Source organism: Pseudomonas sp. TH37 (assembly GCF_016650735.1).
Taxonomy (GTDB): Bacteria; Pseudomonadota; Gammaproteobacteria; order Pseudomonadales; family Pseudomonadaceae; genus Aquipseudomonas; species Aquipseudomonas farris.
Map to the genome: position 1 here is coordinate 409,912 of NZ_JAEKFD010000002.1, position 14,019 is coordinate 423,930.

Genomic DNA, 14,019 nt, shown 5'->3' on the forward strand with positions numbered 1-14,019 from the left:
TCCGTTGCAAGCCGTTGGCCAGGGGTTCCGGGTGCTCCCCTTCAAACCTGGCTTGCATTTGAACGCGGCGACGTATCTGGCGTGTGTCGAATCGCAGGCCAGGTGAAACCTTATGTACCGGGGGTTCATCCAGACACACCGTGATACACGGTCGGGCCTGACACGCGGCTCAACCGGAAACGACGCCGACAGAACGACAGATCGACCCAGTCTTGAGCCGATCTATCAATGCCGGTTAGAAGTGCCAGTGCTCAGCGCGAACGACACGACAGAATGGGCCCGCCAGGGTTGCATTGTGATGAGCGACGATATTTTCGGCCTTCAACGCAGGCGTGTCGGTGCAGGTATGACCATCGGCGATCAGCACTGCATCGAACCCAAGATCTCGTGCAGCGCGGCAGGTGCTGTCGACACAATACTGGGTCTTCATTCCGGCAATAACCACGCCTTCAGATCCACAAGCTTTTAGCCGATCGGCCAGGTCAGTCATGGCGAAAGCGTTGGGTCGGCTTTTTTCGAAGACCACTTCGTCGCCTTGTAGCAGGAGTTCCTGCACCAGTTGCGTCAACGGGCTTCCAGGTTCGATAGGCGAACCAGGCGGACCTACGTGGCGAGCAAGAAAAACTGGCGCGCCTGCTTTCCGGGCTTTGCTCAGCAGGCTATTCAAAGTGTTCAGCAGCGCTTCGCCCGCCCATGGTTTATCCGGGCCATGAAACAATCCAACCTGCATATCGAGAATCAACAGTGCATACATAGTGCTTTTCCTTGCGTTTGGACCAGCGACACAAGGGCAAAAGAAAAGGCCCTATCCATCGCTGGCGGGCCTTTTGAAGTTCGTGCGTTATTGGCTCACGACACCTCTCACGACCCGCCTCGGGCGGTCGTGGTAGTGGTGGTCGAGGCAATGCGTGGCTGATTCATAGAGCTGACAGTATCTGCCCGGTACCTGGTTGGCAAGAGGGCGCATCCATGCGCCAAACGACCAGTCTTAGCGCTTGATCAAGGAAATCTTGGTTCCTTCGATGCTGATCCCGGCCATTAACCCCTGCTGGTCGAAAATGAACGCGTAGGCATCGTCCTTCACAGTCGTACTGGACAGATTCTTCGCCACCCCTTCATCAACCATTACAACGGTGGGTCCTACGCCGATTTCCCAACCCTTGGTTTTACGGACATAGTCCACGGCTTTGTCGGTCATCAGGAAAACCGCATAGCCATACGATTGGGCGCCTGCTTGCAGCCCCCAGGACCCGGTTACGGAGTTGTAATAATTCTCTACTTTCTTATCCTTCAACAACACGCCTTCGCCATAGCTGCCGCCAAACACAAGGCCCGCCTTGATGATTTTCGGGAAGACAAGAATCGCTTTGGCTTTGTGCGAAATGGATTCGGCAAATGGCGTGGACTTGTAGAGAGTTTGCAACGCTTGCCGAGAATCGACATCCAGATCCTCGGCAGTTGCCGCACCTGCAGTGTTTAAGAAGCTGGCCGATGCCAGTGAGGCTGTCGCAAGGACGATCGATAGGAAGAACCGCATTGACTGAGTCATTTTAGTACTCCGATACGGGAGCATTGGATGTGAGCAGCAGTCAACGCCTGCCTTCGGCAGAAATCCGAGCCTGCTGAAATTATCCCGCGCACCCTTAAGTGTGTGAGCTACTGGCTTCGCCCTTGAATGAAGCAGGCCAGAGGCCTTTGAACATTGGCGACGTCATCACTTGCTTTGACCTCTGTGTATCAGCCGGGTTCGTCGTCAGAAACTGCGATGGCGAAAGTAGATACTGTTAGTTCTGTGGAATGTCGCAGGCAATGGGAAAGAACACTGTTTTACTGAAGAACTCGGTCAAGTTACCAACGCCGCAGCAGACAACTGTAAACAAAACGGACACCTGACAAGGCGCCCACTTTTATTGACTCCGCCGCCTGCGCTGGCAAGCGTCGGCCGATCACATCCACCAAGTCACGTCACGCAATGGCGCCGTCGTGCCGCTTGATTTTAGAGGAGATGCAGCATGGACCGATTCACCGGCGGTTGCCTGTGCGGCAATGTCCGAATTGAGGCGTCGGGGCTCCCATACCGGGTCGGCCTTTGTCACTGTCTCGACTGCCGCAAGCATCATGGGGCGCTTTTTCACGCCTCCGCGGTGTTCCCTCAGGATGCGGTAATGATCGAGGGTGAAACACGCGACTACGCCGGGCGGTTTTTCTGTCCCCGCTGCGGCTCGTCCGTTTTCGCCCGCACCGGCGATGAAATCGAAGTGAACCTGGGGGCCCTGGATGCCCCTGACCAACTGAAGCCAACCTACGAAAGCTGGATCATCCGTCGCGAAGCCTGGTTGCTACCGTTTCCGCTCACGCGACGATACGAGCGCGATCGTGACGCCACGGGTCGCTTTGAGGAGTAGGTCGCACGCACGGCGCGAAGGTGCTCGGCCACGGTCAGCTAAATCCAATGGGGCTATCTTCTTCGGACTGCTTCCAGTACCGGATAGTGACTGTCAGGAGCAAACGGAGCCGATTTTTCTTATCGTGCTGGGTGGGTTATCGATTGAAGTCAGGATGATACGAACAGCCATAACCACACCTACGAGAACGGCAGCAAGACCTGACGCTTCTAGAGGTGTTGGCAGCCGGCTATGAAACAACAAGCCAAGTAGGGTGGCGAACAGCGATTCAAGGGAGATCAGTTGCCCAGAAAGCACCATGGGAAGGCGACGGGATGCTGCGTTCCACGCCCAGGCCCCGACGAGTGAGGACATTACCGCAATAACAAGGCCCCAGACGTACAGATGTCCTGCAAGGGAAACACGGAAACCAAGCGTTGGCAGCTTGAGAAGATCGAGTACCTGCACAACCGGTAACAAGCACAAGGTGCCCATTCCGGCGCCTGCCATCATGAGGCCGGTCCAGATACCTGACGCATTGGCCGGGAGTTTCCCCAGGGCACCCTGATTCAGCCAGCTGAATGCGAGCCACAAGACAACGGCGCTGATTGAAAAAACCAACCCCATTAGCCATGAATCGTCGCCTGTTACGGGTTGATTGATACTGCTGATGTTCGACAACAAAAGCCCACCCGTCAAAAACGTCAGCGGTATCGTCAGTCTGCGCCATGGAAGCGTTTTTTTCGCGGCGTTGCTGAGCAATGCCAGCAAGACTGGCACCATGCCAATAAACGCTGGGGTCAGCACGGGTCCGCCAAAAATGACACCGGCGGCAATACAGGTGCTGTAGCCGAGGTATCCGATCACCCCCAGACCTGCGGCGAGAAACTGCTGATCGCGACGCAGTAACCGTAGCTGGGCGCGACAGAGCACCATGACACTCACGCCCAGCGCACCGGCGATCAGAAACCTGATGACCATCAAGTCGTAGATGCTGTAGGCGCCAGTGACGTAGGGCGCTACGAAGTTCAGAGCCCAGCTCAGGGTCGCGACCACGGCAAGGGTCACTCCGGCGATGATGTTTGAGTGAGCAATGGTCATCAGGCGTATCCACGAGGTATTCAGCTCATGTTGCACAGCGTCAGGGGTATGCTACAAACAAGTTCTCGGTCCTGGATGCATAACGTCTGATTATGAATACGCTTGGGAAGTCATTGCCGCCGCTTGCCAGTTTGCTGCCCTTCGAAGCGGCTGCTCGACTGGAAAGTTTTTCAAAGGCCGCCGATGAATTACACATCACGCAAGCTGCGATAAGCCGCCAGATCCGCGGGCTTGAAGATAATCTGGGACTGAAGCTTTTTTGCCGGCGCAACCGCGCGGTCTTCCTGACGCAGGAGGGGCGTGAGCTAGGGCGCGTGGTGAGCACCGCGTTGCAAAGTATCAGCGACAGTGCCGTCACTCTTCGTCAATCACCTCGCAAAAACCGTGTCGTTTTACTGTGTCAGTTGTGCGAAGCGTTCTATTGGTTAATGCCGCGCCTGTCGACGTTTCACCAGCAACACCCGGAAATCGAGATCCAGGTCGCGACATCCACCCGACCATTGACTGAATTCAATGACCATTTTGATGTGGCCTTACAAAGTACCGGACGCCCCAGTGGCTTGCATGTTCTGGCGTTCACTGCCGCAGATGAGGTGTTTCCAGTGTGCAGCCCCCATTACCTGGCTGTCCGGCAATCACTGGAAATCAGCGATCTTCGCCTCCACACGCTTTTACACCATCGCGCCACGCCGCCTCACTTGATGGAATGGGAGAGCTGGCTGCAGGTGTTTGGGCAGACATTGGAAGGTTATCCTCAGGGCTCCGTGTTTGATAGTTACCCCCTAATGCTTCAGGCCGCCGTCGAAGGACATGGAATTGCAATGGGGTGGCGCCGAACCGCCGAGAGGCTTATTGATAGCGGTGCGCTGGTGAGACCTTGCGCAGAATGTGTTCCTTTACCTGATGCGATATCGGTTTTTAGACAACATGATGGGGAAGATCGGATCGAGGTGCGTGCGCTGATTGAGTGGCTTGCAGAGGAATTACGTAGTGAAAGCTGACTGCTCAATTCCCCTGTTTATGACGGGAGCGAAAGTCACGCTCCTACGCAAATTTCAGGTCTGCTGACTAGCCAAGCGCTGGCAGTTTTTACTAGCAACGCAGACTTCAAAACAGTGCATACGTTTTCACACAGCCTGGGCTGATTGCTGCCCGTCACCAAGGGCAGCAATCAAACTGCTTGAATGTCTGTGTCGCGATATAACTCAATGAACAAAATTGACCAACCACGCTACCGGTTTGACCCTATTTATAATGCTGCTCAAACACCGCCACCTGCTCCGGCGTGATCAGCTGAAAGGGCACCCAGACATCCGTCTCGACCGGCTCACCTTTGATCATCTTGATGGCCGCTTGCAGCGCGCTGGTCGCTTGCGCTTTGGGGTCTTGAAAGACGGAGGCTACGAGCATTCCGCGCTTGATGGCCGCGAGGCCGTCAGGCAGGCCGTCGATGCCGACAATTGCAATTTCGCCCTTGGCTTTGCCGGCTTGCTGCAGTGCCATGGCGGCGCCGATGGCCATCTCGTCGTTGTTAGCCACGATGGCATCGAAGCCGGTACCGGCCAGCAGCCAGTTGCTGGTCAGGTCCATCCCTTTGTTGCGCTGCCACTCGGCACTTTGTTGTTCGACGATCTTGATCCCGGGATAGTCCTTGAGCACCTGTTTGACGCCTTCGGTGCGGTCGTGTGTTGAGTTTTGCGCCAGGTCGCCCATGATGATTGCGATGTTGCCTTTGCCCGCCATCTTGTCAGCCAGGTAGCGCATTTGCAGTTGCCCGGCCTCAACGTCATTGGACGCCACCGTGACCACGCCTTTGGGCAGGACGCGTTCGTCCGGATGGCGGTTGACGTAGACCAGCGGTATTTTCGCTTCGACGGCGGCGCGAGTCATGTTGGCGGTGGCTGCGGTGTCCACGGGCAGGACGATGACGGCATCCACTTTCTGGCCGAGAAAGCCCTGAATCTGATTGAGCTGGCGAACCACATCGCCCTGGGCATCCTCGAACTGGATCTGGACGTTCTCCTTCTTGGCGGCATCTTCCAGGCCGCTGCGCACATAGGTCATGAAGTTGTCGTCAACCCTGGCAATGCTGACGCCGATGCGATAGCTGGCGGCAGCCCATTGGCTGAAGAGGAATAACAGCGTGGCAAAAAGAAGTGTGCAGCGACGCATGATGGTTTTTCCTTTTGTTGTTATGAGTCGAAATTTATCAAGATCAAAAACGTAGGGGCTGGCCGATGCCAGTCAGTTAAGCCGTAATGCGATCTGTAGCAGCTGTCGAGCTTGCGAGGCTGCGTTCGGCTGCGAAGCAGTCGTCAAACCAGAAGCTGCGGTGCGTCAGGTAGACCGTATCAACCGGATTCACGACTGCTTCGCAGCCTCGCAAGCTCGACAGCTGCTACAAAGAGTGCGTTGCAGCTGAAATTGCTTAACTGACCGGCATTAATGACTGGCGCTCTCTGAATCAAACCCGCCGAGAGCGCCAGCGTCCTCAATCCAGCGTGAAGGCTTGCCGAAAGCGTTCAAGTGCCGCTTCGCTGTCGCCGCTGGCCCAGCCCTCAAGCCCGACGACACCGGTGTATCCCATGCGGAACAAGGCTTTGGCAATGGCCGGATAATGGATTTCTCCGGTGCCGGGTTCCATGCGGCCGGGGACATCGGCGACCTGAATTTCCCCGATGGCGCTGCCGGCGCGCTGGATCAGTTCGATCAGGTTTCCTTCGCCGATCTGGGCATGGTAAAGGTCCAGGTTCATCTTCAAATGAGGGCTGCCCACGGCCTCGATCAGCGCCAGGGTATCGTCGGCGCGAGCGAAGGGCGTGCCGGGGTGATCCACCTCGGTATTGAGGTTTTCCAGCAAGAATACCCGGCCTGCGTCTTCGCCCAGGCGAGCGATTTTTTCCAGGGTCTTGCAGGCGCTCAGCCACATGCGTCCGGTGGTGTGGGCCACGGGTTTGACCGGCAAGCCTTTGTCGCCCAAACCGGTGCCATGCAGGTTGAGACTCGGGCAATTCAGTTGTGCGGCGACGGCCAGCGATTCTCGTGCGCTGTCGAGCAGGTGCTGGATGCTTTCGGGGTCGGTCAGGTTGCCCGAGATGTAGCCGGTCATCGAGGTGAAGTCAGCGCCCGTGGCGACAAGGGCCGGAATATCTTTCTTCGTCCAGTCCCAGAGTTCAGCGCTGAAACCCAGCGCGTGAATGCGTTTGACGCGCTCTGTGAACGGCAGATCGAGGAAGACCATCTCGGCACTGATCGCCAGTTTGAACGGTGTGAAACTCATGAATGGGCTCCTTGCACGCGCACAGGTTTGCCCTGTTGGAAGGACTCGATACACGCGCGGGCAATGGCCAGTGCAGCCCGGGCATCTTCACCGCTGGCGAGTGGTTTTTCGCCGGTGCGCAGGCAATCGACAAAGTGATTGAGCTCGGCCACGTAGGCATCACGCAGCAGGTCGGTGTCCATGCGCTGGGTGTCGGCCTGGATGCCATTGGCCAGATAGCGCACAAGGTCAGAATCATTGAGGCCGCCCATGGTCAGCATGCCAGCGCTGCCGAAGACTTCCCCTCGAACATCGTAGCCATACACGGCCTGGAAATTGGCCTCGGCCGTCGCGATGGCACCGTTGTCGAAACGGATCGTGACCACTGCGGTGTCGAGGAAGCCCTTGGCCTTGTAGTCCGGTGCGATCAGGGCATCGGCCATGACAAAAACTTCGACCGCTTCGGCACCGGGATTCAGGTAGCGCAGGGTATCGAAGTCATGGATCAGGGTTTCGAGGAAAATCACCCACTGCGGCGAGGCGGCCGGGTTGTTCAGCGCCGGGTCGCGGGTCAGCGAGCGCAGCAGTTGCGGGGTACCGATACGGCCGGCGACCACGTCCAGGTGGGCAGCCCGGAAGCTTTTGGCAAAGCGGCGGTTGAAGCCGACCTGCAGCGGCACGCGCGCATCGGCAGCTGCGGCGATGGCGCGGTCGGCCTCGTCGAGGGTGATGGCCATGGGTTTTTCACAAAACACACCTTTGCCGGCGCGGGCCGCACTGATCACCAGTTCGGCATGGCTGCGGGCGGGGGCGGCAATCAAGACAGCGTCTATTTCCGGGTCATCGAGCAGTTGCTGTGGATCGGTATAGACCCGTTGCACACCCAACTCTGCGGCCAGGCGCGCGGCTTGACCGGGTGTAGGGTCGGCGATGGCGGCCAGGCAGGCGCCGGGAATGTGTCTGGCGGCAGTCAGGCCGTGAAAGCTGCCCATGCGGCCAGCACCGATGAGACCCAGGCGGATGATCTTGGACGTACTCATGAAATGACTCCCTTTTATTGTTGTTCAATGACTCGCAGCAGGAATGTCCTCGCTGGCGTCAATCAAGAGAGCAAGGGCTGTGCCAATGTATAAGTACATGATATTTAAGGAATTAATTAATATTGATTGAAAGATGTGTTCATTCGCATGACATGTCTACACTGACATGTCTAAAACGTGAACATAGAAGCGGATCGATGATGGTGAACCCACAGCTAACAGCCTTCAGCGCGCAAGACCTCGATTACATCACCGCTCTCGGGCCTGCATCGTTGAACGAAGGACCAATCGCCGAGCTGGATCAGGCTTGGCTGGCTTGCCTGAAAGGGCGCGTCGATCGACCTGCCGGGGTCAGGCAGGTTATCTGGGACTCTTGGCTGCGCAGCGTCAGTGCCGGCCTCGATCCTGAGGATGGCGAATACCGGTTTGTCGCCCCGACCGTTCTGGCTGCAACGCTGGCGGCCAATCGTGCCTTGATCGCCGCGGCGGCGGAGGTCATGAAGGGATTGCTGGCTTACAACCCCAGGGGCCATATCAATCTGACCGATGCCGCAGGCACGACCCTGTATTTCTGTGGCCTGGACCTCACGCCTGTGGGCAGTCGGCTGCTGGAGTCGGTGCAGGGCACCAACTGCACCGGGCTGGCGATTGCCGAAGATCGCTTGGTGTATGTGCTGGCCGAGGAAAACTTCGGGATTGGCCTGCGTCGGCGGCGCATGCATTGTGCTGCCGCGCCGATCAGGGATGCGCAGGGCAGGACGCTGGCCATGCTGACCTTGACCGCCGAGCCGGGGTGGTTTCATTTCCATACGCTGGGCACCGTCCAGGCAGCGGCCGAAGCGGTCTCGCGGCAGATGGCGCTGCAAGCTCTGCTGGAAGAACAGCAAACCGTTCTCGAAGTGCTCAACGAGGGCCTTGTGGTGCTGGATGAGCGGGGCTGCATCAAGGCGCTCAACCGCTATGCCCGCCAATTGTTTCGTGTCGGCCGGGATCTGTTGGGCAGCCCGTTCCAGCGTCTGGGCCAGAGCGAACTGACCGATGAGATTCTGCTGCGCGGCGGGGAAGGGCAGCAGTTAGAAGGGATAAGAGATCTGGATTGCACGTTTGAGTTGCATGATCGCAGCCTCTTGGCGTGTCTGGTGTCGGTGTGCCCACTGGAGCAGGGTGGGCGCATTGTTTCGTTGCGCGAGAACCGGCGCATCCGGGAAATTACCCGGCGGATTATCGGCACTCAAGCCAGCTACACCTTCGAGACCATTCAAGGCAGTTCGCGAGCCATACAAGACGCGTTGCATTTGGGGCGGATTGCCAGTCGCAGTGACTCGACCACGCTGATCCTCGGTGAGAGCGGTACCGGCAAGGAGCTGTTCGCCCAGGCGATCCATAACGCCAGCGACCGTTGCAGCGGTCCTTTTGTGGCCGTCAATTGCGGGGCCATTCCGCGAGATCTGGTGCAGAGCGAACTGTTTGGTCATGTCGAGGGCGCCTTCACCGGATCGGCCCGTGGAGGCTCTGCCGGGAAGTTCGAATTGGCCGATGGCGGAACGATCTTCCTCGACGAAATCGGTGACATGTCTTTCGATGCCCAGGTCAGCCTGCTGCGCGTTTTGCAAGAAGGTGAGGTGACTCGCGTGGGCGCGAAGAAATCGCAGCAAGTGGATGTACGCATCATCGCCGCCACCCACCGCAACCTGAGCCAGGCGGTTGCCGATGGCGCCTTCCGTGAGGATCTTTACTACCGGCTCAATGTGCTGAACCTGACGGTTCCGCCGCTGCGGATGCGCCGGGAAGATGTTCCATTGCTGGCGCGACATTTTCTCAATCGTTGCACCCGCTCGCTGCGCAAATCGGTGCAGGGCATCTCGCCAGAGGCATTGGATATTCTTTCGGCCTACAGCTGGCCGGGTAATGTTCGCGAGTTGGAAAACACCATCGAGCGCGCGACCAATCTGGCGGTGACCGAACTGATCCAGCCAGCTGATCTACCGCTTGAAATCAAGCAAAAGCTGCGTCCGCCGGTGCCGGGAAGTGTGCCCGAACCCCTGGCTGCCCTGGACCTTGGCACCCATGAAATGAATGCGATCATCGCGGCCCTCAGGGATACCCGCGGCAACATCCGCTTGGCCGCAAGGCAACTGAATGTTTCCCGTGGTGGGTTGTACAACAAGATGAATCGGTTCGGGTTGAGCGCCGATGCTTTCCGTTCGGAACCCAACTTCTGACTGAAAAAAATGACCCTGTAGTGAGGGAGCTTGCTCCCTCACTCACTACAGGTTCAGTGTCGGGCGTTCTCTGAGGTGATGATCTGCAGTGGAATATGGATTCGATGCCGTATCGGGTCGAAGTCCGGCGTGGTCTGCAGCTCGACCAGCAAGTCGACCAGCGCGGTTGCCAGTAATCGCGGCTGGGAGTCGATCACCAGGCTGATCAATCCCTGATCCAGTGCTTGTCGCGACAGTTCGGTCGACTCCTGCAGAATGCAGCACAGCGACGGCTGCTTCGGCAGTTGCGACAGGGCATTGATGACCCCGTCGCCGCCACCGCCGACCACGCACAAACCGCGCAAGTCGTCATGCCGCGCCAGCAGGTCCAGCGTCGCCTCTTCGGTGATGTCGCAATTGTCCAGATTGATCACTGCTTCCAGCAGCCGCAACCCTGGGGCGCGCTCCGCCAGGTAGCTGCGCAACCCCTCGACCCGCGCCTGATGGCCAAGAAAACGGTGGCCGCCGAGCAACACCCCGACGCTGCCTTTACGGGCGCCACACGTGTGAGCCATCAGCCAACCCATGGTACGTCCGACCTCGTGATTATCCTGGCCGACGTAAGGCTCATCCGCCGCCTCATGAATGTCGGACAGCATTGCGATCACCGGCACGCCGGCCTCTCTGATCTGCGCGATGGCGGCATTGATCAGCGGATGCGCGAAGCTGACCACCGCCAGACCATCGCACTGCACCGCCAGTTGTTCGATCTGGGCAATGATCGCGCTGGGTGTGCGATCGAAAACGTACTCGAATTGAATGCTCAGGTTGGCGCCAGCCTGACGTTGCGCCGCCTCGTTGATAGCGGCGGCCACGTTGCCATAAAACGCTTGGGCGGTACCGAGCAGCAGGATGCCGAAACGATAGGTGGGACGACGTTCGCGGATCCGCTGACCGATCAGCCTCGCAGCGAAGTAACCGACCGCTTCGGCGGCCTGGAATACCTGCTCGGCGGTGTCCGGGTTGACCGGAGCCCTGGCGTTGAGCACCCGGTCTACGGTAGCGACACTCAAGCCAGCGTGTTCGGCAACGGTGGCGATGGTTGGGCGTTTAGTGTTGTTCATGACAGGCCCCGCAAACGCTTTGATAGAAAACTATCAAGCTTCAATGGGGCTGGATGATAGCTTGATAGGGAATGTATTCAAGGGCTTGAGGGTGATTTCTGCGCTCTCTATATTTTCCCCAGCGATGTGATCCCGCGTCGAAAAGTGCCTAAAACAATCAAGCTTGCGGAGAACAATAAAATGCCTGAACAAAACGCAGCCTTTGAAAACCCCGGTAAACCCATGCCTCGGGATTATCGATTGACCGGTCCCGAAGCCGCCCGAGCGGCGCAAAAAGGCCTGGTATCGGCAAGTTGGTACCAATCCCCCATTTCTCGTAAACGCATGAAGGAATTGATGCAGCGCCGCGATGGCCCGGCCTTGCTTGATACCGCGATCTGGCTGTCGGCGATGGTCGTCACCGGGTTCGGCGGTTACTGGTTCTGGGGCTCCTGGGCCTGCGTTCCGTTTTTCTTCGTCTACGGGATGCTCTACGGCACGGCGTCCAATGCCCGTTGGCACGAAGCGGGTCACGGTACGGCGTTCAAGACCCGCTGGATGAATGATGCGGTCTACCAGCTGTCGAGCTTCATGTTCATGTTCGAACCTCAAGTCTGGCGCTGGAGCCACGCACGGCACCACACCGACACCGTTATCGTCGGCCGCGATCCGGAGATCGTCGAGCCACGTCCGCCAAGCCTGATCAATATGGTGCTGAGCCTGTTCAGAATGCCTTATGCGTTGAAGACGATGTGGTCAGTCTGCCGGCATGCGGTAGGGCGGATGGGCGAAGAAGAGCAGACGTTCATCCCCGAATCCGAGTGGCCCAAGGTGGTGAGGGACGCACGCGTCTGGCTGGTGATCTATGGGCTTACCGTGGGCGCTGCGCTTTATCTGCAGAGCTGGTTGCCGCTGATGTTTATTGGTCTGCCGACGCTCTATGGCGGTTGGCTGTCCTACCTGTTCGGCCTGTCGCAGCATGTTGGCCTGGCTGAGGACGTACTCGATCACCGCAGCAACTGCCGCACGATTTACATGGGCCGGGTGCTGCGCTTTATGTACCTCAACATGAACTATCACCTTGAGCACCACATGTATCCGATGGTGCCTTTTCACGCGCTGGCGCAGCTTCACGAGGAGATTCGCAACGACTGCCCGCCGCCTTACACCAGTCTGTTCGAGGCCTTCAAGGAGATCCTCCCGACCATCTGGAAGCAGCGCAAAGCCCCGACTTATTTCGTCTCTCGTCCTTTGCCACAACGCGCAGCGCCGGCCGCCAACGTCCAGTCAGAACCTGAAGTAACGCCGGCCTGACACCTTCCTGCCTGTACCACTACAAGAGAAAACGCCATGACCGATCAATGGATCGATGTATGTGCCGTGGACGATATCGACGATGAAGATGTCATTCGTTTCGACCATGGCCAGCACACCTATGCCGTCTACCGCTCCGCCGACAGCGAGTTTTTCGCAACTGCGGGCCTGTGTACCCATGAGTCAATCCACTTGGCCGATGGCCTGGTGATGGAGCATGTCGTCGAGTGCCCCAAGCACAATGGGCGTTTCGACTACCGCTCCGGCAAAGCCCTTGGCGCACCGGTGTGCGTCAACCTCAAGACCTATGAAGTCCGGGTCGAGGCGGGGCGTGTGCTGCTCGCTATCACGGTTTAACTGCGCGGAGTCTGTGCCATGAATCCTGCCAATGCTCCATTGATCATCGTCGGCGCCGGGCATGCGGGTGGCCGCGCGGCCCTGACCCTGCGCGGCGAAGGTTATAGCGGCCGCCTGATTCTGATAGGCGACGAGTCCCACCCACCCTATGAACGTCCGCCGCTGTCCAAGGGGCTGTTGCAGGGCACGGTCGATCTGGCGGGTTACAGCCTGTGCGACACCGCTCAGCTCGCCGATCTGGACATAGAACACCTGGCGGGTAACCCGGTAAAATGCCTGGATCCGCAGCAGCATCGTCTGCAGTTGGCCGACGGCAGCTGGCTGCATTACGCGCGTCTGTTATTGGCGACGGGAGGGCGGTCGCGCAGACTTGCCTCGGTGCCCGAGCACCTGCTCAATGTGCTTTATCTGCGCACCCATGACGAGGCCCTGGCACTGCGTGCTTCGTTGCAGCCTGACGCCCGGGTGGTGATCATCGGCGGCGGCTTTATCGGACTCGAAGTCGCCGCCACCGCCCGTGCCTTGGGTTGCACAGTGACTTTGCTTGAGGCCGGACCACGTTTGGCGGGTCGGGTGTTGCCGGAGCAACTGTCCAGTGTCCTGCTGGAACTGCATCGCAGTCAGGGCGTGGATGTCCGGCTGAATGTGGCCATTGAGGCGGTGCAGGGCACTACTCACGTGGAGTCCGTGCAACTGGTCGACGGCGAGTTGCTGCCCTGCGACCTGGTGGTGGTGGGTATCGGCATGCAACCCAACACTGAACTGGCCGCGGCCGCAGGACTCGAGGTCGGCCAAGGCATCCGCGTCGATGCCCAACTGCGCACCAGCGCGCCGGACATCTTTGCGGCGGGCGATGTCTGTGAGTTTCGGCTGCATCCGCAAGGGGTTTTCCAGCGTCAGGAAACCTGGCGCAACGCCGAGAATCAGGGCCGTCACGCCGCCCTGAATCTGTTGGGCGGTGAGTTGCCCTTCGAGGTCATTCCCGGTTTTTGGTCCGATCAATACGACTGGGGATTGCAGACCGTGGGCGTGATCGCAAACACAGAACCCACTGCGAGCCGGACAACCCCCGGTGGCGGATTCCTGTTGTTTTACCTCGATGCCGAGCAACGTTTGCAAGGCGCTTGCGGTTGGGGGCAGGGGAATAGCGTCGCCAAGGACATCAAGCTGTGCGAACGGCTGATTGCCCACCATAACCCCCTTTCGGTGAACGCTCTGGCCGACGCCGATGTACCGCTCAAACAACTGCTGAGGAACTGA

General features: G+C 58.4%; 13 protein-coding genes. 6 read left to right on the forward strand and 7 right to left on the reverse strand.

What is annotated here, in order from left to right:
• Positions 1-235 precede the first annotated feature (235 nt).
• Positions 236-754, reverse strand: a complete 519-nt coding sequence (locus JFU11_RS06980) for an isochorismatase family protein (RefSeq protein ID WP_201060188.1) — start codon at positions 752-754, stop codon at positions 236-238.
• 234 nt (positions 755-988) lie between these two features.
• Positions 989-1,549: a lipid-binding SYLF domain-containing protein gene (locus JFU11_RS06985; protein ID WP_201060189.1), complete on the reverse strand. Its 561-nt coding sequence runs from the start codon at positions 1,547-1,549 to the stop codon at positions 989-991.
• A gap of 463 nt (positions 1,550-2,012) precedes the next feature.
• On the opposite strand from JFU11_RS06985, the gene JFU11_RS06990 reads away from it, so the two are divergent.
• The gene (locus tag JFU11_RS06990; RefSeq protein ID WP_201060190.1) at positions 2,013-2,405 is read left to right on the forward strand and encodes a GFA family protein; all 393 of its coding nucleotides are present in this window, start codon (positions 2,013-2,015) and stop codon (positions 2,403-2,405) included.
• A 93-nt stretch (positions 2,406-2,498) separates the two neighbouring features.
• Here the strand turns inward: JFU11_RS06990 and JFU11_RS06995 are convergent, their stop codons facing one another.
• On the reverse strand, positions 2,499-3,485 hold the full coding sequence (locus JFU11_RS06995) for a DMT family transporter (RefSeq protein WP_201060191.1): 987 nt from the start codon (positions 3,483-3,485) through the stop codon (positions 2,499-2,501).
• A gap of 92 nt (positions 3,486-3,577) precedes the next feature.
• Here JFU11_RS06995 and JFU11_RS07000 point away from each other — a divergent pair, with 92 nt between their 5' ends.
• Positions 3,578-4,486, forward strand: coding sequence for a LysR substrate-binding domain-containing protein (locus JFU11_RS07000; RefSeq protein WP_201060192.1), 909 nt, complete (start codon positions 3,578-3,580; stop codon positions 4,484-4,486).
• A 244-nt stretch (positions 4,487-4,730) separates the two neighbouring features.
• Here the strand turns inward: JFU11_RS07000 and JFU11_RS07005 are convergent, their stop codons facing one another.
• The 3 genes from JFU11_RS07005 to JFU11_RS07015 all read right to left on the reverse strand — a co-directional run bounded on the left by JFU11_RS07005 (position 4,731) and on the right by JFU11_RS07015 (position 7,784).
• Positions 4,731-5,657 (reverse strand): sugar ABC transporter substrate-binding protein, encoded by a 927-nt coding sequence (locus tag JFU11_RS07005; protein ID WP_201060193.1) that lies wholly within the window; start codon positions 5,655-5,657, stop codon positions 4,731-4,733.
• Between the two features lie 319 nt (positions 5,658-5,976).
• Positions 5,977-6,765: a TIM barrel protein gene (locus tag JFU11_RS07010; RefSeq protein WP_123719129.1), complete on the reverse strand. Its 789-nt coding sequence runs from the start codon at positions 6,763-6,765 to the stop codon at positions 5,977-5,979.
• The gene (locus JFU11_RS07015) at positions 6,762-7,784 is read right to left on the reverse strand and encodes a Gfo/Idh/MocA family oxidoreductase (RefSeq protein WP_123719130.1); all 1,023 of its coding nucleotides are present in this window, start codon (positions 7,782-7,784) and stop codon (positions 6,762-6,764) included. The genes JFU11_RS07010 and JFU11_RS07015 overlap by 4 nt, the downstream gene beginning before the upstream one ends.
• 200 nt (positions 7,785-7,984) lie before the next feature.
• Between JFU11_RS07015 and JFU11_RS07020 the strand changes: the two genes are divergently transcribed.
• Complete coding sequence (locus JFU11_RS07020; RefSeq protein ID WP_201121269.1) at positions 7,985-10,006, forward strand: sigma 54-interacting transcriptional regulator; 2,022 nt, start codon at positions 7,985-7,987, stop codon at positions 10,004-10,006.
• Between the two features lie 53 nt (positions 10,007-10,059).
• Here JFU11_RS07020 and JFU11_RS07025 read toward each other — a convergent pair whose 3' ends face one another.
• Complete coding sequence (locus JFU11_RS07025) at positions 10,060-11,109, reverse strand: LacI family DNA-binding transcriptional regulator (protein ID WP_201060195.1); 1,050 nt, start codon at positions 11,107-11,109, stop codon at positions 10,060-10,062.
• A gap of 180 nt (positions 11,110-11,289) precedes the next feature.
• Between JFU11_RS07025 and JFU11_RS07030 the strand changes: the two genes are divergently transcribed.
• Genes JFU11_RS07030 through JFU11_RS07040 form a run of 3 tightly spaced genes read left to right on the forward strand, consistent with a single transcriptional unit; the run spans position 11,290 to position 14,019 of the window.
• Positions 11,290-12,402: a fatty acid desaturase family protein gene (locus tag JFU11_RS07030; protein ID WP_201060196.1), complete on the forward strand. Its 1,113-nt coding sequence runs from the start codon at positions 11,290-11,292 to the stop codon at positions 12,400-12,402.
• Positions 12,403-12,438: 36 nt separating this feature from the next.
• Positions 12,439-12,759 (forward strand): MocE family 2Fe-2S type ferredoxin, encoded by a 321-nt coding sequence (locus JFU11_RS07035; RefSeq protein ID WP_123719133.1) that lies wholly within the window; start codon positions 12,439-12,441, stop codon positions 12,757-12,759.
• A gap of 18 nt (positions 12,760-12,777) precedes the next feature.
• Positions 12,778-14,019, forward strand: a complete 1,242-nt coding sequence (locus JFU11_RS07040) for an FAD-dependent oxidoreductase (RefSeq protein ID WP_201060197.1) — start codon at positions 12,778-12,780, stop codon at positions 14,017-14,019.

What these genes read in the sequence shown, in the direction of transcription:
- JFU11_RS06980 (WP_201060188.1), bottom strand. Translation starts at nt 754, where the DNA reads ATGTATGCACTGTTGATTCTCGATATGCAGGTTGGATTGTTTCATGGC.
- JFU11_RS06985 (WP_201060189.1), bottom strand. Translation starts at nt 1,549, where the DNA reads ATGACTCAGTCAATGCGGTTCTTCCTATCGATCGTCCTTGCGACAGCC.
- JFU11_RS06990 (WP_201060190.1), top strand. Translation starts at nt 2,013, where the DNA reads ATGGACCGATTCACCGGCGGTTGCCTGTGCGGCAATGTCCGAATTGAG.
- JFU11_RS06995 (WP_201060191.1), bottom strand. Translation starts at nt 3,485, where the DNA reads ATGACCATTGCTCACTCAAACATCATCGCCGGAGTGACCCTTGCCGTG.
- JFU11_RS07000 (WP_201060192.1), top strand. Translation starts at nt 3,578, where the DNA reads ATGAATACGCTTGGGAAGTCATTGCCGCCGCTTGCCAGTTTGCTGCCC.
- JFU11_RS07005 (WP_201060193.1), bottom strand. Translation starts at nt 5,657, where the DNA reads ATGCGTCGCTGCACACTTCTTTTTGCCACGCTGTTATTCCTCTTCAGC.
- JFU11_RS07010 (WP_123719129.1), bottom strand. Translation starts at nt 6,765, where the DNA reads ATGAGTTTCACACCGTTCAAACTGGCGATCAGTGCCGAGATGGTCTTC.
- JFU11_RS07015 (WP_123719130.1), bottom strand. Translation starts at nt 7,784, where the DNA reads ATGAGTACGTCCAAGATCATCCGCCTGGGTCTCATCGGTGCTGGCCGC.
- JFU11_RS07020 (WP_201121269.1), top strand. Translation starts at nt 7,985, where the DNA reads ATGGTGAACCCACAGCTAACAGCCTTCAGCGCGCAAGACCTCGATTAC.
- JFU11_RS07025 (WP_201060195.1), bottom strand. Translation starts at nt 11,109, where the DNA reads ATGAACAACACTAAACGCCCAACCATCGCCACCGTTGCCGAACACGCT.
- JFU11_RS07030 (WP_201060196.1), top strand. Translation starts at nt 11,290, where the DNA reads ATGCCTGAACAAAACGCAGCCTTTGAAAACCCCGGTAAACCCATGCCT.
- JFU11_RS07035 (WP_123719133.1), top strand. Translation starts at nt 12,439, where the DNA reads ATGACCGATCAATGGATCGATGTATGTGCCGTGGACGATATCGACGAT.
- JFU11_RS07040 (WP_201060197.1), top strand. Translation starts at nt 12,778, where the DNA reads ATGAATCCTGCCAATGCTCCATTGATCATCGTCGGCGCCGGGCATGCG.